Here is an 18,670-nt window from a genome sequence, read left to right on the forward strand (position 1 = left end):
CGTATGTTTGTCTTCGTTTCTGCTTCCAGGCTCGTGGCCTCTGCGTACACACAGCATCGTCGGGATTGTTCCCTGCAAACAGTTTTTGCAGTCAACTGTTATGCTTTTCCGCAACCAATCTGTTACTTTTCGCCTTGGTTTTCGCAACATAAAATAGGCCGTTTCCCTATATAGCATAACCCGAGGTTCGGATGACAGAGATCCAGCGGCTGCTCACCAATACCATTGATGAGCTCAATCTTCAGGAAAAGCGCGACAACCGACCGCGTTTCAGTATCAGTTTTATTCGTAATCATCCGGGACTGTTTCTCGGCATGTACGCAGCGTTTCTGGCCACGCTGATTGTGATGCTGCGCAGCGAAACGCTGGCCGATTCGGTCTGGCTGTTGCTGGTACTGTTTATTCTGTTGAACGGTTTTTTCTTTTTCGACGTCTACCCGCGTTATCACTATGAAGATATCGACGTGCTGGATTTCCGCGTTTGCTATAACGGCGAATGGTACAACACCCGTTTCGTGCCTGCGCAGTTAATTGACCGTATTCTCCAGTCGCCGGACGTCGCGGAACAGCAAAAGTCGCAGTTGCAAAAAATGATCGCCACCAAAGGCGAACTCTCTTTCTATGATATCTATACCCTGACCCGTGCCAGCTAACGCTGGCCCTCACGCTGCACCTTTCCATCCGGCGCGGAACAGCATACGCTCATAGCGTGTTCCCATAAGGATATTCCCATGACTCAGCTTAATCAGTTTGGCCAGCCTGTTGGCGACGCGCTCCCCGACTGGCAGCCACGCCCCTGTCCTGAACGCGTGATCCTGGAAGGACGTTTATGTCGTCTTGAACCGCTGCAGGTTCGCCACGCCAGCGCGTTGTTTTCTGCCTATGCCCTGTCACCCGACACCCGTAGCTGGACGTGGCTTGCACGCGAGCCGGATACCAGTGTTGAAGATTTTACCCGTTGGGTTGAGAGCATAAGCACGTTGCAGGATCCGCTCCATTTCGCGGTAATCGACAAACAAACAGACGCCCCGGTCGGCTCGCTGGCCCTGATGCGCATTGATGCCAGAAATGGCGTCATGGAGGTCGGTAGCGTACATTTCTCTTCCCTGATGACGCGCACGCCGTTGTCAACAGAAGCCCAGTGGCTGCTGATGCGTTACGCCTTCGACACGCTCGGTTATCGACGCTATGAATGGAAATGCAACAGCCTCAATGAGCCGTCGCGCCTCGCGGCAGCACGACTGGGATTTCAGTATGAAGGACGGTTCCGCCAGGCGCTGGTAGCCAAAGGTCATAATCGCGATACCGACTGGTTTTCCATTATTGACAAAGAGTGGCCTGCCCTCGATCGCGCTTTTCGCAAATGGCTCTCAGCCGACAACTTCACCGACGACGGCAAACAGTTAAATACGCTGGAAAGCTGTCGCCAGTAATCCTCCCCGCACCGGTGCCTTTGCGTTATGCGTTTTATGCAAAAGCACCGAACCCCACGCTGTCATAAGTTAGAAAAGAACGGTATTGGTTGAAAAATTCCGCTTCAGGCACTCTGCGTACAGAACCCCATGACGAGGAATTCACCATGCAGCGCTGTTGTTACCCCCCGACGCTCCCCAGACGACTATTTTCATCGCCCCTGTTTTCAGGAGACAACAATGAGTATTACCACGCTGCCCGTACTGGACTTTGCCCGCTACCATAATCCCGCCGAACGCCCTGCGTTCCTGCAACAACTGCGCCACGCCGCGCGTGATGTCGGCTTTTTCTATCTCACAAATCACGGTATTGAAGACAAACTGCAACTGACGTTGCAGCAGGAAGCCCGACGCTTTTTTGCCCTCAGCGAGACGCAAAAACAGCAGGTGGCGATGATCCACTCGCCCCATTTTCGCGGCTACAACCGGGCAGCTGCCGAACTGACCCGCGGGCAACCCGACTGGCGCGAACAGTTCGACATCGGTGCCGAACGCCCTGCCCTCCAGTTGGCTGATGATGCTCCCCGCTGGCAACAGCTTCAGGGTCCTAATCTCTGGCCTGCCGCCCTGCCGACACTGAAACCCGCGCTGCTGACGTGGCAACAGGCTATGACCGGCATGGCAATCGATCTGCTGCGCGCGTTTGCCGAAGCGCTCTCTCTGCCGGTCACAGCGTTCGATGCGCTGTACGGCGAAAAACCCAACGAACATATCAAATTGATCCGCTACCCCGGGCAGCAGGAAAACCAGAGTTCGCAGGGTGTGGGCGCGCATAAAGATTCCGGCTTCCTCAGTTTTCTGCTGCAGGATGAGCAAAAAGGATTGCAGGTGGAAGTCAGCGAAGGTGAATGGATTGATGCCGCGCCGCTGCCCGGCAGTTTTGTCGTGAACATCGGCGAACTGCTGGAACTGGCAACCAATGGTTATCTGCGCGCCACGGTTCACCGCGTCGTCTCACCACCTGCGGATCAGGAACGGTTGTCGATTGCCTTCTTCCTCGGCGCACAGCTGGATGCTGTGGTGCCTGTCTATGCGCTGCCGGATGTGCTGGCAAAAGAAGCCCCCGGGCCGCAAAGCGATCCGCAAAATCCGCTGCTGCGCGATGTGGGCTGGAATTACCTCAAAGGACGGCTGCGATCGCACCCGGATGTGGCCGAACGCTACTATCGCGACGTGTTGCGCGAACGTACTGAACAGTTAATCGCTTAAATAACAACAGGAATAACATCATGAAAAATGCCGCTTTCAGACTGGCAGGGGTTACGCTGGCGCTTTCACTGGCATGGGGCGCACAGGCCGACGCCTTGCGCATTGCCGCCGATCCGGTGCCGCACGCCGAAATCCTTAACTTCATCAAAAAGCAGGATCCGAAACTGGATCTGAAAATCGTCGAACTGACCAGCGGCGTGAACGCCAACGAACTGCTGGCGAATGGCGACGTGGACGCTAACTATTTCCAGCATCTGCCCTATCTGAAAGATCAGGAAAAGGCGCTGGGCAAGACGTTTGCCGTCGCCGCGACGGTGCATATTGAGCCGCTCGGGATCTATTCCCACAAACATAAAGATTTTACATCGCTGCCTGACGGTGCCACGGTTGCTGTACCGAATAACGCCACCAACCTGAGCCGTTCGCTGTTCCTGTTGCAAAGCCAGGGGCTTATCAGACTCAACGCGAAATTCACCGATCCGGCAACCACGCTGGCGACGCCGAAAGACATCGTCGATAACCCGAAAAAACTGAAGATCCTGGAAATTGAATCACCACAAATTCCCCGCTCGCTGGACGATGTTGACCTCGCGGTGATCAACGGTAACTACGCGCTGGAAGCGGGCCTGTCGCCAGCCAAAGATGCGCTGGGGCTGGAGAAGGCGGAGCACAATCCGTACGCCAATATTCTGGTCACTACACCGCAACTGGAGAACGATCCGCGCATTAAAGAACTGGCGAAAGATCTGGCCTCGCCGCAGGTGGCAGCGTTTATTCGTCAGCATTACAACGGCTCGGTGATCCCGGTAGCGACGCCACAGTCATGATCCAGATTGAAGGGCTGAGCAAGCAGTATGCCGGAACAGGCCGACCGGCGCTTCAGGACATCTCGCTGGCGATCCCGCACGGCGCTATTTACGGCATCCTGGGTCGAAGCGGCGCAGGAAAGAGCACCCTGATCCGCTGTCTGAATATGCTGGAACGCCCCTCCTCGGGCCGGGTGCTGTTCGATGGCGTGGACATCAGCCTGCTTGACAGCCGTGCGCTGCGGGCACACCGGCTGCGTACCGGGATGATTTTTCAGCACTTCAATTTACTGCACGCCCGCAACGTGGCCGATAACATCGCTGTTCCGCTGGAGATTGCCGGGGAACCCAAAGCCCGGCGGCAGGCACGGGTGACGGAACTGCTTTCGCTGGTCGGGCTCAGCGAAAAAGCCGCCGCCTTTCCATCGCAGCTTTCTGGCGGACAGAAACAGCGCGTCGGTATCGCCAGAGCGCTGGCGGCACGGCCCGACGTGCTGCTGTGCGACGAAGCCACCAGCGCCCTCGATCCGGAAACCACTGCGTCGGTGCTGTCCCTGCTGGCGCAAATTAACCAGCAGCTTGGCCTGACGATCGTCCTGATTACCCATCAACTGGAGGTGGTCAAAACCCTTTGCGATCACGCCGCCCTGCTGGAAAACGGCGAGCTGATTGAAAGCGGGCGCATTGCTGATTTGCTGGTGTCGCCGTGGTCGCGTCTGCGCCAGGCGCTACTGACCGACCCGGACGCCGAACGGCGCTTTCTGGCGCGTCACAACGTCGACAGGAGGCTGTTATGGGGAGTCGCATGAGCTGGGAAGACTTGTGGCCGGTGCTGCTGAACGGCACGCTGGAGACGTTGTATATGGTAGGCTTTGCCGCACTGTTCACCGTACTCATCGGCCTGCCGCTCGGCGTACTGCTGTTCGTTTCGCGCCGGGACGGATTGCTGCCGCTGCCAAAAATCAATGCTGTTCTGGGGGCTATCATTAACATCGGCCGTTCGCTGCCGTTTATTGTGTTGCTGATCGCCATGATCCCTTTCACCCGACTGCTGGTCGGCACAACGCTTGGCAGCACGGCGGCCATAGTTCCGGTCACTATCGGCGCGTTTCCGTTTTTCGCACGCCTGACGGAGAACGCGCTCGATGAAGTGGATTACGGTCGCATTGAAGCGATTTTGTCGATGGGCGGTAATCTCTGGCAGGTGATCGCCAAAGCATTGCTGCCCGAAGCGCTACCGACGCTGCTGGCAGCCATTACTTTAACCGTGGTGATGCTGATTGGTTTCTCGTCGATGGCAGGCGTCATTGGCGGCGGCGGGCTTGGCGATCTGGCGATCCGCTACGGTTATCAGCGCTTTAATAATCAGATCATGTTTGGCACCGTCGCCATCCTCGTGTTACTGGTGCAGGGCGTACAAATGGCTGGCGATCGGCTGGTGCGCTCGCTGGCGCATCGTCGCTAAATATTCGCCGCCGGGTTCCCCTCATACGGCCCCCAATTCCTCTGTTTTCACAAGGAGGATTTTCTACCATCGCGTATAATTGTTTTACTGATATCAGCCTTTTAGAAGGGAAGGTCTGTGACGACGCGACATCTGGTGAGCCTGGTGACAGGTGTTTTGATCCTCTCTGTTTTTGCTCCCATCATTCTCAGCGTCTGGCTGGCGAATCGTCAGGCTAATGAAGTCTTTATCAAGGAGCTGGAGTCGTACACCGATCGGGTGCTGATGCGCACTAACATGGTAACGCAACAGGCAAAAGAGGCGCTGGTCGAGGCGAATGAATTCACTGGCGTCCCCTGCAGCACAGCGCATCTGCGTTCGATGCGTCAGATTTCGTATGTTCACCGCTATGTCCAGGAAGTCCTGTGGACAGAAAACGCGGTGCCGCAATGTTCATCGCTTGAGCGCCATAGTCCGGAGATCACCTTTCCTCCTCCCGATAGCGTGACAGCGGACGGCTACAAAGCCTGGTTAACTCAGCAAAACGACCTCGGTATAAAGCATTTTATGGGCGCGATGGGATCGGGAAACTACATGGTAATGATCGATCCCGCCTCGCTGATTGACGTGCTTCCGGCGGGCACCAATGAGATTGAGACTGCGCTGATCGGCAGCAAAGGACAACGCGTGATCGCCTCGACGCAGCCGGTTGATCTGAGCGTCTGGCGGCGAATGACGAAAGAACAACTGTCGACGCTGGAAAACAAAAACTCGCTTTATAATCTGCGGGAATACCCGGAACTCGGTCTGGCGATCCTGACCTGGTCATCGGTTACACCGCTGAAAATGCAGTGGCATCGTCAGTTACTGGTGTGGATGCCAATCGGCGTTCTGGTCAGCCTGTTAACCTGCTTTTTTATCGTGCGGTTGCTGCGCCGTTTACAGTCGCCTCATCACCGGATGCTGGATGCGATCAACGCCAACGAAATCTCGGTACATTACCAGCCGATTGTGTCGCTGAGCAGCGGCAAAATCGTCGGCGCCGAAGCGCTGGCGCGCTGGCAACAACCGGACGGTAGCTGGCTGTCGCCAGAGATTTTCATTCCGCTGGCAGAACAGACCGGGTTGATTACCCGACTCACCGAGCGGGTCATTGCCCGTGTATTCCAGGATCTGGGCAAGTGGCTGCAACAGCACCCGGATTTTCACGTCTCGATCAACCTGTCGGTTGAGGATTTGCTGTCGCCCTCGCTGGCGGCGTTTCTCAGCAAACAGCTCAACCACTGGCAGCTGGCGCCGTCGCAAATCGCTCTTGAGCTGACCGAACGCGGGTTTGCCGATCCGAACGCAACGCTGCCGGTACTGACCCGATACCGTAAAAACGGCCACGCCATCTATATTGATGATTTCGGCACCGGCTATTCCAGCCTGCGCTATTTGCAGGATCTGGACGTGGACACGCTCAAAATCGACAAGTCTTTTGTCGATGCGCTGGAATATAAGCAGGTGACGCCGCATATTATTGAGATGGCAAAATCGTTGAATCTGGCGATGGTTGCCGAAGGTGTGGAAACGACAGCCCAGCGCGACTGGCTGCGGGCGCATGGTGTGCAGTACGGTCAGGGCTGGTTGTACAGTAAGGCGCTGCCTAAAACAGATTTTATTCTGTGGGCAGAAGAGAACCTCAGAGCACCGTGAGCCTCACCGTCATGGTGTTCTCCTGATGAGGATTAACCATGATGCAAAAAAAACCATGGCCGTTACACGACGTCCGCCACTGGCTGGAACCCGGCCCGGTGGTACTGGTCAGCAGCCGCTGGCAGGGCCGGAATAACATAATGACCCTCGGCTGGCACACGATTCTGGAATTCACCCCATCGCTGATTGGCTGCATGATCTCCGCCGGGAATATCAGCTTTGACATGATCCGCCAGAGTGGCGAGTGCGTGATAAATTTGCCTGATGTCAGCATGGTCGACACGGTGGCGAAGATCGGTAATTGCGACGGTGATCGCATCGATAAATTTGCTGAATTCGGCCTGACGGCGGAAAAATGCGAACATGTTCACGCCAGCGCAATAGCCGAATGTCACGGCAATTTTGAGTGCCGTTTATACGACGATGCGTTGGTCGATAACTACAACTTTTTTATTTTCGAAGTGGTGGCGGCCCGCGTTAAACCTGAGCCCGCCTGGCCGCAAACGCTGCACTATCCTGGTGGCGGGCTGTTCCGTACGGATGGCGAGGTGATCGACCGCCGCAAGCTGTTCACTAAGGTGTCGTAAACCCTATTTCAGATAGGATTTGATCACCTGCATCACTATCTCGAGATCCGCCTCGCGCTGTTCTTCGGCGGATTCTTTGACCACATGATCGGTCAGATGCCCCTGAATCACCTGCAGCATCATGCCGTTCACCGCTCCGCGGATCGCGGCGAGCTGTTGCAGGACTTCTGCACACTCATGCTCGCGATTGAGCATTTTTTCCAGCGCACTGCTCTGCCCCTGAATTTTCTTCAGGCGAGTCAATAACATCTTCTTGTGACGAACGGTATGCGACATAGCGGGATCCTGCTGTTAATTCGGTTGCCAGCATATCATGCTCTCCCTCTGCGGCGTATTTTTCTACTGGGGGGTAGTATAATTATACTCGGGGGGAGTATGATAACGCCACTTTATGGCAAGGATCTTTTCTATGAACGACTTCTCCTCATTGCTTCAGCAGGGAAACGCCTGGCTGTTCATTCCCAGCGCGATTTTACTCGGTGCGCTGCACGGGCTGGAACCCGGCCACTCAAAAACGATGATGGCCGCTTTTATTGTGGCAATCCGGGGAACACTCAAACAGGCGGTATTGCTGGGACTGGCGGCGACGGTGTCGCATACGCTTGTTGTCTGGATCATTGCCATGGCGGGAATGTGGTTTGGCCGCGGCTGGGATGCACAAACCTCAGAGCCCTGGTTCCAGCTGATCTCCGGGATTGTCATTATTTTGATCGCCGTCTGGATGCTGTGGCGTACCTGGCGTGCGACGCAGCCGGACGATCACGCGCATCATGACCATGACCATGACCATCATCATGATCACGACCATCACCACGATCACCACCACCATCATGATGAACTGGTGACGGCTGAAGGGCTGGATGCGCACGCCTTCGCTCATGCGAAAGAGATCAACCGTCGTTTTCAGGGGCAAAACGTCACTACCGGGCAGATTGCGCTGTTTGGCCTGACCGGTGGGTTGATCCCCTGCCCGGCGTCGATCACCGTTTTGCTGATTTGCCTGCAACTAAAGCAGGTGGCGCTGGGTGCCACGCTGGTGCTCAGCTTTAGCGTCGGGCTGGCGCTGACGCTGGTCGCCTCCGGTGCCGTAGCGGCGTTGAGCCTGAAGCACGTTTCATCGCGCTGGAAAGGGTTTGGTGAGCTGTCGCAGAAAGCGCCGTGGATTTCAGGCGTGCTGATCATCGCTGTGGGGATTTACATGATGGTGCATGGCCTGAGCGGCATTCAATAAAACGCAGACAACTGGCTGGCGGTCACGCCGCACAGCCAGACAAACTACTCGTCGAGAAGTGGCGCAAAGCCGCCGTAGATCATACGTTTGCCGTCAAACGGCATTGTCTCACCGAACTCTTTCATCCGTGGGTCGGCCATCATTTTGGCGTTCGCGGCATCGCGCACCTCTTTCGAGGGGTACTCAATCCAACTGAAAACCACCTCTTCGTCGTCCTCCGCTTTTACCGCCATGCGGAAATCGGTCAGTTTCCCGTCAGGGACATCGTCTGCCCAACATTCCACCACGCGGGTGGCGCCAAATTCCTTAAACAACGGCGCCGCTTTTGCCGCCATCTGGCGATACTCCTCCTTATTTTTCGCCGGTACGGCAACAACAAAACCATCAACATACTTCATGAGAGAACCTCCGAAGTGAGCAGTGCGGCCAGCGTGTCTGGCCGCATCTGGCGTTGATAAGTTTAGTCCTGATGCCAGCTAAACGCGTAACGCAGGTGTCGCTGCGGCAGTAAAAACTCAGGCGATACGCTGGGGCTCCAGGAGTCATCGCCGCCGACGCCCATGTGGAACGCATCCAGATTCAACCATGTGCCCGGCTCTTCACGCAGCAGATGACGGTGTGTTGTGTCATGTAACTGGCGCTGACTGTAACGGCTGAGGCCAAAATGGAACACGCCCTGCAAACTGTGCCTACCGTAATGCAGTTCACGGGTATCGCAGCGCAAACCGTTTTCCGACGGAAAAACGTACGGTGTAAATAATTCCGGCAGCGGTAACGTCCAGCGCCCCTGTCGCGCCGCCAGCTTACGATCCGGGTAGTTTTCATGCGGCCCCAGACCCAACCAACTGACGTTCGTGGCGGTTTCAGCCAACTGGCAATGCAAACCGATGCGCGCCGGCGGCGGGATATCCGTAGCGACCTGCACATCCACATCGCCGTGCAAAATCCCCTGTCCGTCGATGCGCCAGCGCTTGCGACTGATAAACAGCGGCTTGTCCTGATAACACCAGGCCTGCTGCGTTTCAATCACCACTTGCGTGTCACAGACATGCGCCTGACAGGCGAGCAGCCGGGAGGTCATCTGATACAGACCGGCAGCTTTCCAGCGCTCAACCCAGGCATTGGGATCGATGCGGGCGGCTTCGCTGACGCCGATATCGTTATCGAGCGGCGCGCGGGTAAAGTTATCGCGCAGCGGGCTTAACAGCGTCGGTTGCTCGTCACGCCACCACTGAATGAGATCACCGCTTTCACGGCAGAACCGCCAGCGCTGCTGGCGATTAACAATCTCGTAAAAAGCATCACTGGTCTGCAGACGGGGTGGCACTCCAACCGGAGCCTCATCAGGCAGCGCCAGCGGTGACGGAAGTTGCCACTGATCCCAGGCGCAGCGATGTTCCGCCGGAGACCAGGCGGTGGCTGCTTTCTGATACACCTCTACGTTGAGCCAGACCTCGCCCGGCGTCGCCGACAATGCGGGCAACGGCAGGGTCAACTGTCGCGTTCCCTGCGGAGCCAGAGTAAGCGCACACTCACCTTCGGCCAGCCGTTCGCCATCACGTTCAATCCACCAGCGCAGTTGTTCGTTATCGCTGGTACGGAACAGGAATTCGCTTTCGACCTCCACCACCAGCGGCGACGTGCTCAGCAGGCGGAACTGGAAAAATTGCTGTGCGCGCTGTGCTTCGTATAATGCCGGGTGCGGCGTGCGGTCGGGAAATACCAGCCCGTTCATGCAGAACTGGCGATCATTCGGCGTATCGCCAAAATCACCGCCGTAGGCCCAGAAGGTGTTGCCGTCAGCATCGGTTTTGCTCAGCGCCTGGTCCACCCAGTCCCAGACGAAGCCCCCCTGCAAACGCGGGTAAGCGCGAAAAGCCTGCCAGTATTTAGCAAAACCGCCAAAGCTGTTGCCCATCGCATGGGCGTATTCGCAGAGGATGAGTGGTCGCGTTTCACCGGGTAATGATGGCCACTTTTTAATTGACCACTTCGGCACCGCCGGGAATGGCTGATCCTGATCGACCCGGGCATACATCGGGCAGACAATATCCGTGGCGGCCGTATTTGCGCCACCGCCTTCATACTGCACCGGGCGTGTGGGATCAGTGGTTTTCAGCCAGCGGTACAGCGCATCGTGGTTCGCGCCATGCCCGGACTCATTGCCCAATGACCAGATAATGATCGACGGATGGTTGCGATCGCGCATCACCATGCGGGTCACGCGCTCGCTCATCGCCGGCAGCCACTGCGGATCGTCCGCCAGACGGCTCATCGGCACCATACCGTGGGTTTCGATATTCGCCTCATCCACCACGTACAGCCCGTAGCGATCGCAAAGTTTGTACCACAGGGGATGGTTGGGATAATGCGAGCAGCGTACGGCGTTAAAATTGTGCTGCTTCATCAGTTCGATATCGCGGCGCATGGTGGCTTCATCCACCACCTGACCGTTTTGCGGATGGTGCTCATGGCGGTTTACGCCGCGGATCAACAACGGTTTGCCGTTAAGCGTTAACAGGCCGTTGTCGATGACCACATGACGAAAACCAACATCGCAGGCTTCACTTTCCAGAAGCTCCCCCTGCGCGTCATACAGCGCCACCACCAGTCGGTAAAGGTTCGGCTGTTCAGCACTCCATAAACGGGGATTTTCCACGGGCAGCGAGAGCGTCAGGCGTTCCGCCCAGCCGCCACGCTCATCAACAATCTCGCAGCCGGGGCGCTGGCGCTGTTGTATCACCCGCGTTTCACCCCACCACAGCGAAGCCTCAATCTCCGTATCCGCCATCGCGTCGCCCTGTAACGTCAGGTGCACCGCCAGCGTGGCATGGTGAAAACCGGCGCTAAGCTGTGTGTCGATATGATAATCAGCGATCTGCGTGAGGGGTTTATGCAGCAGCGTGACGTCACGAAAAATGCCGCTCATCCGCCACATATCCTGATCTTCCAGATAACTGCCGTCGCACCAGCGCAGCACCATCACTGCCAGCCGGTTGACGCCGGGTGTGAGCACGTCGCTCAAATCAAATTCGGCGGGCAAACGGCTGTCCTGGGAATAACCGACCCAGCGTCCGTTACACCACAGATGAAACGCAGAATTCACGCCGTCGAAGATAATGCGTGTCTGACCGCTCGCCAGCCATGCCGCGTCAATGTCTATCGTGCGTGAATAGCAGCCAGTGGGATTACTGGCCGGAACCCGCGGTGGCGTCACCGGAATCGGATAAGTGACGTTGGTGTAAACCGGCGTATCAAACCCCTGCATCTGCCAGTTTGAGGGAACCGGCATCGCCACCGCATCATCACAGTCCTGATCCAGCCAGCGCTCCGGTACCGCTTCCGGCGCGGCAAATAACGAGAATCGCCATTCGCCATTCAGTGAACGCCGGGAGGCTGAAGGCGCGTCGCGACAGGCCGAATGCAGATCGCGCCAGCTGTGAAACGGTGCGTGAGCGGGAAGCCGGTGCCAGTGAGTCACCTGCGGATTTTCCCAGTCCCGGCGCGCCAGCTGCGTCAGAAGTTGTGTCATGTTGTCCTCATCATGATGCGTAAAAAAAGCTTCTGCCACATTGCCGTTTTCGACGCGGCGGGTAAAGCGGCGCACGCACAGGAGGAGAGTCAGATCACGCCGGTGTTGGCCTTGCGGGCAGGCGGACGAACCATGGCAGGCAGAGCTGGATCAGCGGGCCAATCGCCAGCGCATAAAACACGGTACCCACCCCCACCGAACCGCCCAGCAGCCAGCCAATGAACAGAACAGACAGCTCAATGCAGGTACGAATCACCCGTACCGACCAGCCAGTGCGCGCGTGAAGTCCGGTCATCAGCCCGTCGCGCGGGCCCGCGCCAAACCCGGCGCCAATATAGAGCGCCGTCGCCAGCGCATTCATCACCACGGCGGAGACCAGCAGCGTGATACGAACCGTCAGTGAAGTCACCGGCGAGACGACAGCCAGTGTCGCGTCCGCCACCAGCCCCAGCACGATAACGTTACTGATGGTGCCGAGCCCCGGGCGTTGCCGCAGCGGGATCCACAGGAGCAGCACCAGCACACCAGTGAGGATCACCACCTGACCGATTTTCATCGATAACAGAAATGACACGCCCTGATGAAACACATCCCACGGATCCAGGCCCAGATCAGCACGCACGAACAGCGCAATAGAGACGCCATATAACATCAGGCCAGTATAAAGTTGAATCAAGCGACGCCCCATTTTTCACCTCAGTTAACCGCGTTATGCTTTCATCATGCGTAAAAATGGCATTATGATTAATGACCAGTTTTTAGAAAGTGGACTGCTATGTCACCTCGTCGTTCCGGAACCCAATCGCTGGTACGCCTGCTCGGCCGCTGGCAGGAAACCACCTCACGCACTCCGCTATGGCGGCAGCTTGCGGATGCGCTACGCCTGTTGATCCTCGACGGTCGGCTGGCGCTGGACAGCCGTTTACCTGGCGAGCGTGAGCTGGCGACCGCTCTGGCGGTCAGCCGCACGACCATTGCCAGCGCGCTCGGGCAGTTACGTGATGAAGGCTATATTGTCAGCCGTCACGGCAGCGGTTCGCGGGTGATCCTGCCGGAGAGCAGCCCGGCGGTGCCGACTCGTATGTCGGCGGTACAGGCGCTGGATCTCTCCACCGCCGCGCTGGCTGCCGGGCCGGAAATTCATCAGGCGTTCAGCCATGCACTGACGGTATTGCCGCAACACCTCACCAGCACCGGCTACGATCAGCAAGGGCTTCTGGCCCTGCGTGAGGCCATCGCCCGGCGCTATTGCGAGCGGGGGCTGGCGACGCGCGCCGATGAGGTGATGGTAGTAAACGGCGCTGTCAGCGGTCTGGCGTTGATCCTGCGCCATCTGACCGGGCCGGGGGATCGCGTGGTGGTTGATAACCCGACCTATCCGCTGGCGATCGCCGCCATTCAGGGAGCGTCCTGCCGTCCGGTCGGCGTTTCGTTGCCGGAACAGGGATGGGATGTGCACGGCCTGACCGCGACGTTCGCCCAAACCGCTCCGCGGCTGGCGTACCTGATGCCTGATTTCCATAACCCCACCGGCCGTTGTATGGACAGCGCCACGCGGCAGCGTGTTGCGGATCTCGCTGCCCGCTCGCGCACCACGCTTGTGATCGACGAGACGATGGTGGATCTGTGGTACAACGCGTCCCCCCCGCCACCGCTGGCAGCGTTCAATACCGACGCGCCGGTGATCACGCTCGGTTCGGCGGGGAAGAGTTTCTGGGGCGGGTTGCGGCTCGGCTGGATCCGTGCGTCATCACGCACTATTGCATCGCTTATCCAGACGCGTGACACGCTGGATCTCGGTTCGCCGCTGCTGGAGCAACTCGCCTCCTGCTGGCTGGTGGAAAACGCATCCACATTGTTGCCTGCACGTCGCCAGATGCTCGCGGCCCGGCGGGATATGTGCCGTCAGCTGATGGAAGAGTATTTTCCGCAGTGGCGTTTTACGCAGCCGGACGGCGGTCTTTCATTCTGGGTTGAGCTGCCGGATATGCTGGCGACCTTGTTTGCCGCGCGAGCGGAAAGCGCCGGAATACACCTGGGCACCGGCACACGGTTTGGTCTGGCGGGTGCGTTTGATCGCTATTTGCGCATTCCTTTTACGCTGGAAGATGATGCATTACGGGCGGCATTTAACACCTTACAACCACTATGGAATTCACTGGCGGGTCAGCATAACGTGATGCGAATGCGTAAAATAATATAATCTGAGGTTACCGCAGGCACCGGGGAAAAGAGAAATTGACGAACCCCGAAGAGTTCGTCTAAATCAGCGTCCATGATGATATGAGATGAGTAGAGTAGAGTATCTTAATTGCAGCTCGTCATCCCGTCATTTTATGACAGAAAAATGACAGAATTAGTGTTGCCGTGGGATAGGAAAACCTTTCAGCGAGATAATAAAACCGTCGCCGTCTTTTTTGATTTTCGCACCAGTATCGCACCAGTCGGAAGCAATGCGGAAAAATTCATCGCTCCCGACATTCCAGTTCAGTCGGACATGTTTAACGTAGCCCGAGCGTAGCAGCTCACAGGCTTCGTTATAATTACTGGCTGTTGAGAGTTGCTGTTTCATTTTTTCTTCTTCAGAAGTTTACGTAACGCTTTGATTTCTTTAGGAGTAAAAGGAGTTACATCTTCTTCGATATGCTGACTGTCAACGTCATCTTCTGATACTCCCGCCTCTTCTGCCGCTTCGAAGGCTAGCAGCAGCAGTTTCTCTGTTGCGGTACCCAAATTCTCGTTATTGACTTCTGCATAATGGCGCAGTCTTTCTTTTAAGGCTTCGTCAATTTTAACATTCAAAACTACAGTGGCCATGTTAATGTGTCCCCGTATTAAAATATCAACTATTTAATACACTAAGTTAACATGTTGTTCCAGTGATATATTTTTTACTTATACCCAAAAGAATACGCCTGATGTCACTCTGCCTTTTATTTATGTCGAAATAATGACGATATTATGACAGTATTATTTCAATAATATGACAATGTCTTTTATTCAGGCTATCGTTAATACACCGCCAGGCTTCATTACCAGCAATAAACTCCATTAAGATCCTATAATTAACGGGGTAATAACTTGCCCCACTTTCATTCGGAGAGAGAAACGATGCCAGAAAAATTATTAGCGCAATGCCATTGTGGCGCGGTGGTATTTTCTGTTCAGTTATCTGACGGCTATCACACCATTCGCCGCTGTAATTGTTCGTTTTGCCGGATGCGCGGCGCGGTGACCGTCTCGGCACCGTTGTCGGGTATTGAGGTCCTCAAAGGGAAAGACAAACTGACAGAGTACCGCTTCAATACTCGCCAGGCGGTACACTACTTTTGCTCGGTATGCGGCATCTACACATTCCACCAGCGACGTTCGAACCCTGAGCAGTATGGCGTTAACGTCGCCTGTATTGAGGGTGTTTCACCCTTTGATTTCCGCGAAGTGGTTGTCTCCGAAGGTAACCATCATCCCTCCGATGGCGGTGGTGGTGTTGCAGGGTATCTGCATTATTCACCTGCAGAAATAACGGATAAGAAAGCGTGAGCGTGGCGTCAGCTTTCTCACCCTATTACACGCTAACCATCCGTTGAGCGACTGACATTTTCCCATGCGGCAATATCAGCAGTCATTTGCTGCAATTTGTCCCTGACGAACGTGACCGCATCGCTACCAAGCAGCAGTGACGCTGGCGGTTCAGGGTGATTGAGCAGGTGCAGAATGGCTCTGGCGGCCTTCAGCGGGTCGCCGGGCTGGTGACCACTGCGTTTTTCTCGCGTTTCTCTTATCGGTCCGAAACTGTGATCGTAATCGTTGATACTGCGGGGTGAGCGAACCATCGAGCGTCCGGCCCAGTCTGTTCTGAACGATCCTGGCTGAATAGCAGTGACCTTAATGTTGAAGGGCTTCAGTTCCTTACTCAACGTTTCGGAAATTCCCTGTAAAGCAAATTTACTCCCGCAGTAGTAGCTGATCCCCGGCATCGTAATGAAGCCCCCCATGGAGGTAATGTTCAGAATATGACCAGCACGACGTGTACGAAAATAAGGCAGAAAGGCCTTAATCACCGCCACCGCGCCAAACACATTGACATCAAACTGATGGAGGGCTTCACTCAGCGGCGACTCTTCCATAATGCCTTCGTGGCCATAACCCGCATTATTCACCAGCACATCCACTGCGCCGATGTCCTGTTCGGTGGCATTCACCAGCGGCGCAATCGCGTCAAAATCCGTGACATCCAGAATGCGCCCGAAACACTGACCCGGCGCCACGGCTTCGAATGCCTCTTTCGCCTGTTGATTTCGCACTGTACCCACCACACGGTGCCCGGCCTTCATCGCTTCTGTAGCAAGCGCACGCCCAAAACCGCTGCTGACGCCGGTGATAAAAAATAGCTTTGACTGATTCATAACATCTCCTCTTGAAAGGAGATTCAGAATAGGCGGCTCAGGACAAAATCCGTAGCCCGGATCCTCTGTGATCTTTGCCTGATTCTCTACACCATCTGGACGGTCCTGAAATTCAATGCCACACTCCGGAGACGTTTTGCTCCTTTCCCCTGACGCTTATGACCACTTCTTCCCCGACAGTGACCGAACAAATGGTTGCACTTTTGGATCGGCTAACGCCGCTTCAAGGCTACAACATCACAGGTTTAGCGGATGTTCGCTTTTTACGCTCTAATCGTCCGTTGCTACGCACGCCGGTATTATACGAACCGGGGATCGTGATTGTGGTACAAGGACGAAAACGGGGATATTTCGGCCAGGATGTCTATTTGTATGATGCGCAGCATTATCTGATGGTCTCTGTTCCGGTGCCTTTTACGATGGAAACGGATGCCAGTGAGTCAGAACCGATGATGGCAATCTATATACGACTGGATTTCACCTTAGCGGCCGACATGATGCTTGAACTCGCAAAATTCGGGCAAACGACGGCAACGCCGCCACGAAGCATGATGTCGAGCCCAATGGACGAAACCATGCGCCATTCAGTTTTACGTTTTCTGCAAGTGATGGCTGAACCGCGGGATGCGGAAATTCTGGGACCGGCAATGCTGAGAGAAATTTATTATCGGGTATTAATGGGAGCCCAGGGGGCAGTATTGCGAAGCACGCTCACTCTGCAAGGGCAGTTTGGCAAGGTAGCAAAAGCGTTGCGAAAGCTGCACGCCGAATATGATTCGCATCTGGATGTGTCAGCCCTGGCGAAAGAAGCCAGCATGAGCTTGCCGTCTTTCTACAGTCATTTCCGAACGGTGACTGACACCTCCCCGATACAATACCTCAAATCCATGCGGTTACATCAGGCCAGACTACTGATGCTACGCAACAATCTCACTGCCTCCGCCGCCAGCAGGCAGGTGGGGTATGAAAGTGTTTCGCAGTTCAGCCGAGAATTTAAACGTCTGTTCGGGCTGACACCACTCAGCGAAGTGGAGCGAATGAGAAAGCATTTTTCAATGCCCGCGCCAGTCACTGCCTCAGCGTTTATTTCTTCTCACTGAAAGCGTTAGGTCTTGCGCTCTGGTGTAAGCCGCTCGCCAGTCGTGTAAAAACGTCAATACTCTTTGGCAACGCCTGTTGTGGATCGTCGCTGGCCGCTACCCAAAGCGCCGCATTCAGCGCGGCGCTATTCAACAGATGTGCCGCAGCATCAGCATCCACAGATTTAAGTACGCCGCGTTCAATCAGCGTTGTAAGGGTCTGCCGGGTGGATTCAAGGCAGCTATTCTGACCAGGCCACTGTGAGGGATCGCCGAGAAAAGCCGGACCATCAAGCAGAACAATACGCCGCACTTCAGGGTCCAACGCCATTTTGATGTAGGCGACGCCTTCAGCCAGTAGTCGTTCCCAGTCATCGCCAGCGGTAGCGGCGGCAGATTTAGCACGTTGTGCCATTTCACCATCGACCTGGTCTACCACCGCCGCCAGCAGCCCTTTTTTATCGCCAAAATTATGGTATAGCGCTCCACGCGTCAGGCCGACGCTGGCGGTTAATTCGTCCATTGATGCGGCGGCAAACCCTCTTTCAGCAAAGGCTTTGCGTGCTGCCTTGATCAATCTGGCGCGGTTCTCTTCCATCGTTTCACTGCGGCGTCTGGCTGCCATATGTTCCCCTTTGACGAATATTGTATATTATTTGACATACACAACGTATGTGAGATACGTTTCACATACGCCTCGTATATTAAACCAAATAGACGTGTCGCGCTTCCCGCATTATTCATTTGCTGAAGTAAAGGAAACCTTATGATCCCACGCGAACCCGTTTTTCCTGCTCACCGCCATGCGCTTTATGAAGCACATGGTTATTCTGCCGCCATCCGTTCTGGCGATTTGCTGTTTGTTTCCGGCCAGGTCGGTAGCCGCGCCGACGGTACGCCAGAGCCGGATTTTGCCGTTCAGGTACAGCTGGCATTTGATAACCTGCGAGCGACCCTGGCTGCTGCAGGGTGTACCTTCGACGATCTGATCGATGTCACTACTTTTCACACCGATCCGGAAAATCAGTTTCCAGCAATTATGCAGGTGAAACAGGCTATTTTTCCGCAACCCCCCTATCCTAACTGGACAGCCGTTGGGGTTACCTGGCTTGCAGGATTCGATTTTGAAATTAAGGTCATAGCCCGAATTCCAGGCCATTAAAAAGACAGAGGGAAGGAGAAGGTGGATATCATGCGCCGAGCACA

The 18,670-nt window shown here is 55.6% G+C and carries 21 protein-coding genes; 13 read left to right on the plus strand and 8 right to left on the minus strand.

Annotated elements, in window-relative coordinates:
- Window positions 1–191 precede the first annotated feature (191 nt).
- From QMG90_RS16210 to QMG90_RS16245, 8 genes are all read left to right on the plus strand, one after another.
- Complete coding sequence (locus tag QMG90_RS16210; protein ID WP_283280665.1) at window positions 192–653, plus strand: YlaC family protein; 462 nt, start codon at window positions 192–194, stop codon at window positions 651–653.
- 78 nt (window positions 654–731) lie between these two features.
- Window positions 732–1,433 (plus strand): GNAT family N-acetyltransferase, encoded by a 702-nt coding sequence (locus tag QMG90_RS16215; protein WP_283280667.1) that lies wholly within the window; start codon window positions 732–734, stop codon window positions 1,431–1,433.
- A gap of 219 nt (window positions 1,434–1,652) precedes the next feature.
- Window positions 1,653–2,681: an isopenicillin N synthase family dioxygenase gene (locus tag QMG90_RS16220; RefSeq protein WP_283280668.1), complete on the plus strand. Its 1,029-nt coding sequence runs from the start codon at window positions 1,653–1,655 to the stop codon at window positions 2,679–2,681.
- A 20-nt stretch (window positions 2,682–2,701) separates the two neighbouring features.
- Window positions 2,702–3,508, plus strand: coding sequence for a MetQ/NlpA family ABC transporter substrate-binding protein (locus QMG90_RS16225; RefSeq protein ID WP_283280669.1), 807 nt, complete (start codon window positions 2,702–2,704; stop codon window positions 3,506–3,508).
- Window positions 3,505–4,296, plus strand: coding sequence for a methionine ABC transporter ATP-binding protein (locus tag QMG90_RS16230; protein WP_283280670.1), 792 nt, complete (start codon window positions 3,505–3,507; stop codon window positions 4,294–4,296). Before QMG90_RS16225 ends, QMG90_RS16230 begins: the two co-directional genes overlap by 4 nt.
- On the plus strand, window positions 4,293–4,952 hold the full coding sequence (locus QMG90_RS16235) for a methionine ABC transporter permease (protein ID WP_283280671.1): 660 nt from the start codon (window positions 4,293–4,295) through the stop codon (window positions 4,950–4,952). The genes QMG90_RS16230 and QMG90_RS16235 overlap by 4 nt, the downstream gene beginning before the upstream one ends.
- Before the next feature lie 117 nt (window positions 4,953–5,069).
- Window positions 5,070–6,629, plus strand: a complete 1,560-nt coding sequence (locus QMG90_RS16240; RefSeq protein ID WP_283280673.1) for an EAL domain-containing protein — start codon at window positions 5,070–5,072, stop codon at window positions 6,627–6,629.
- 41 nt (window positions 6,630–6,670) lie between these two features.
- Window positions 6,671–7,216, plus strand: a complete 546-nt coding sequence (locus tag QMG90_RS16245; protein ID WP_283283987.1) for a flavin reductase family protein — start codon at window positions 6,671–6,673, stop codon at window positions 7,214–7,216.
- 3 nt (window positions 7,217–7,219) lie between these two features.
- Here QMG90_RS16245 and QMG90_RS16250 read toward each other — a convergent pair whose 3' ends face one another.
- Window positions 7,220–7,492, minus strand: a complete 273-nt coding sequence (locus tag QMG90_RS16250; protein WP_283280674.1) for a metal/formaldehyde-sensitive transcriptional repressor — start codon at window positions 7,490–7,492, stop codon at window positions 7,220–7,222.
- A gap of 133 nt (window positions 7,493–7,625) precedes the next feature.
- Here QMG90_RS16250 and QMG90_RS16255 point away from each other — a divergent pair, with 133 nt between their 5' ends.
- Window positions 7,626–8,447, plus strand: coding sequence for a nickel/cobalt efflux protein RcnA (locus QMG90_RS16255; protein ID WP_283280676.1), 822 nt, complete (start codon window positions 7,626–7,628; stop codon window positions 8,445–8,447).
- A 44-nt stretch (window positions 8,448–8,491) separates the two neighbouring features.
- Here the strand turns inward: QMG90_RS16255 and QMG90_RS16260 are convergent, their stop codons facing one another.
- The 3 genes from QMG90_RS16260 to yczE form a co-directional block, all read right to left on the minus strand.
- Complete coding sequence (locus QMG90_RS16260; RefSeq protein WP_038155045.1) at window positions 8,492–8,845, minus strand: DUF1428 domain-containing protein; 354 nt, start codon at window positions 8,843–8,845, stop codon at window positions 8,492–8,494.
- A 62-nt stretch (window positions 8,846–8,907) separates the two neighbouring features.
- Entirely contained in the window at window positions 8,908–11,979 is a 3,072-nt protein-coding gene (locus tag QMG90_RS16265; protein WP_283280680.1) for a beta-galactosidase, read from the minus strand.
- 94 nt (window positions 11,980–12,073) lie between these two features.
- Window positions 12,074–12,667: a membrane protein YczE gene (gene yczE, locus QMG90_RS16270; RefSeq protein ID WP_283280681.1), complete on the minus strand. Its 594-nt coding sequence runs from the start codon at window positions 12,665–12,667 to the stop codon at window positions 12,074–12,076.
- An 87-nt stretch (window positions 12,668–12,754) separates the two neighbouring features.
- Between yczE and yczR the strand changes: the two genes are divergently transcribed.
- Window positions 12,755–14,182 (plus strand): MocR-like transcription factor YczR, encoded by a 1,428-nt coding sequence (gene yczR, locus QMG90_RS16275; RefSeq protein ID WP_283280682.1) that lies wholly within the window; start codon window positions 12,755–12,757, stop codon window positions 14,180–14,182.
- A gap of 153 nt (window positions 14,183–14,335) precedes the next feature.
- On the opposite strand, the gene QMG90_RS16280 is transcribed toward yczR, so the two are convergent.
- Window positions 14,336–14,551 carry a hypothetical protein gene (locus QMG90_RS16280; RefSeq protein ID WP_049848151.1) on the minus strand — a complete coding sequence of 72 codons (216 nt, stop codon included), beginning with the start codon at window positions 14,549–14,551 and terminating at the stop codon, window positions 14,336–14,338.
- Window positions 14,548–14,796 carry a hypothetical protein gene (locus QMG90_RS16285; RefSeq protein ID WP_283280685.1) on the minus strand — a complete coding sequence of 83 codons (249 nt, stop codon included), beginning with the start codon at window positions 14,794–14,796 and terminating at the stop codon, window positions 14,548–14,550. Before QMG90_RS16285 ends, QMG90_RS16280 begins: the two co-directional genes overlap by 4 nt.
- Before the next feature lie 294 nt (window positions 14,797–15,090).
- Between QMG90_RS16285 and QMG90_RS16290 the strand changes: the two genes are divergently transcribed.
- Window positions 15,091–15,519, plus strand: coding sequence for a GFA family protein (locus QMG90_RS16290; RefSeq protein WP_283280687.1), 429 nt, complete (start codon window positions 15,091–15,093; stop codon window positions 15,517–15,519).
- A gap of 32 nt (window positions 15,520–15,551) precedes the next feature.
- Here the strand turns inward: QMG90_RS16290 and QMG90_RS16295 are convergent, their stop codons facing one another.
- A complete protein-coding gene (locus tag QMG90_RS16295) occupies window positions 15,552–16,385 on the minus strand; it encodes an oxidoreductase (protein WP_283280689.1) in 834 nt (277 codons plus the stop codon).
- A gap of 158 nt (window positions 16,386–16,543) precedes the next feature.
- Between QMG90_RS16295 and QMG90_RS16300 the strand changes: the two genes are divergently transcribed.
- Window positions 16,544–17,485, plus strand: a complete 942-nt coding sequence (locus QMG90_RS16300) for an AraC family transcriptional regulator (protein WP_283280690.1) — start codon at window positions 16,544–16,546, stop codon at window positions 17,483–17,485.
- On the opposite strand, the gene QMG90_RS16305 is transcribed toward QMG90_RS16300, so the two are convergent.
- Window positions 17,469–18,089 carry a TetR/AcrR family transcriptional regulator gene (locus QMG90_RS16305; RefSeq protein WP_283280691.1) on the minus strand — a complete coding sequence of 207 codons (621 nt, stop codon included), beginning with the start codon at window positions 18,087–18,089 and terminating at the stop codon, window positions 17,469–17,471. The two genes, QMG90_RS16300 and QMG90_RS16305, sit on opposite strands and share 17 nt — an antisense overlap.
- A 141-nt stretch (window positions 18,090–18,230) precedes the next feature.
- On the opposite strand from QMG90_RS16305, the gene QMG90_RS16310 reads away from it, so the two are divergent.
- Complete coding sequence (locus QMG90_RS16310) at window positions 18,231–18,626, plus strand: RidA family protein (protein WP_283280692.1); 396 nt, start codon at window positions 18,231–18,233, stop codon at window positions 18,624–18,626.
- Window positions 18,627–18,670: the final 44 nt, after the last annotated feature.

It is taken from the genome of Trabulsiella odontotermitis, from assembly GCF_030053895.1.
Classification (GTDB): Bacteria; Pseudomonadota; Gammaproteobacteria; order Enterobacterales; family Enterobacteriaceae; genus Trabulsiella; species Trabulsiella odontotermitis_C.

Coding starts and splice junctions, on each gene's coding strand:
- QMG90_RS16210 (WP_283280665.1), top strand. CDS start 192: ATGACAGAGATCCAGCGGCTGCTCACCAATACCATTGATGAGCTCAAT.
- QMG90_RS16215 (WP_283280667.1), top strand. CDS start 732: ATGACTCAGCTTAATCAGTTTGGCCAGCCTGTTGGCGACGCGCTCCCC.
- QMG90_RS16220 (WP_283280668.1), top strand. CDS start 1,653: ATGAGTATTACCACGCTGCCCGTACTGGACTTTGCCCGCTACCATAAT.
- QMG90_RS16225 (WP_283280669.1), top strand. CDS start 2,702: ATGAAAAATGCCGCTTTCAGACTGGCAGGGGTTACGCTGGCGCTTTCA.
- QMG90_RS16230 (WP_283280670.1), top strand. CDS start 3,505: ATGATCCAGATTGAAGGGCTGAGCAAGCAGTATGCCGGAACAGGCCGA.
- QMG90_RS16235 (WP_283280671.1), top strand. CDS start 4,293: ATGAGCTGGGAAGACTTGTGGCCGGTGCTGCTGAACGGCACGCTGGAG.
- QMG90_RS16245 (WP_283283987.1), top strand. CDS start 6,671: ATGCAAAAAAAACCATGGCCGTTACACGACGTCCGCCACTGGCTGGAA.
- QMG90_RS16250 (WP_283280674.1), bottom strand. CDS start 7,492: ATGTCGCATACCGTTCGTCACAAGAAGATGTTATTGACTCGCCTGAAG.
- QMG90_RS16255 (WP_283280676.1), top strand. CDS start 7,626: ATGAACGACTTCTCCTCATTGCTTCAGCAGGGAAACGCCTGGCTGTTC.
- QMG90_RS16260 (WP_038155045.1), bottom strand. CDS start 8,845: ATGAAGTATGTTGATGGTTTTGTTGTTGCCGTACCGGCGAAAAATAAG.
- QMG90_RS16265 (WP_283280680.1), bottom strand. CDS start 11,979: ATGACACAACTTCTGACGCAGCTGGCGCGCCGGGACTGGGAAAATCCG.
- yczE (WP_283280681.1), bottom strand. CDS start 12,667: ATGGGGCGTCGCTTGATTCAACTTTATACTGGCCTGATGTTATATGGC.
- yczR (WP_283280682.1), top strand. CDS start 12,755: ATGTCACCTCGTCGTTCCGGAACCCAATCGCTGGTACGCCTGCTCGGC.
- QMG90_RS16280 (WP_049848151.1), bottom strand. CDS start 14,551: ATGAAACAGCAACTCTCAACAGCCAGTAATTATAACGAAGCCTGTGAG.
- QMG90_RS16285 (WP_283280685.1), bottom strand. CDS start 14,796: ATGGCCACTGTAGTTTTGAATGTTAAAATTGACGAAGCCTTAAAAGAA.
- QMG90_RS16290 (WP_283280687.1), top strand. CDS start 15,091: ATGCCAGAAAAATTATTAGCGCAATGCCATTGTGGCGCGGTGGTATTT.
- QMG90_RS16295 (WP_283280689.1), bottom strand. CDS start 16,385: ATGAATCAGTCAAAGCTATTTTTTATCACCGGCGTCAGCAGCGGTTTT.
- QMG90_RS16300 (WP_283280690.1), top strand. CDS start 16,544: ATGACCACTTCTTCCCCGACAGTGACCGAACAAATGGTTGCACTTTTG.
- QMG90_RS16305 (WP_283280691.1), bottom strand. CDS start 18,089: ATGGCAGCCAGACGCCGCAGTGAAACGATGGAAGAGAACCGCGCCAGA.
- QMG90_RS16310 (WP_283280692.1), top strand. CDS start 18,231: ATGATCCCACGCGAACCCGTTTTTCCTGCTCACCGCCATGCGCTTTAT.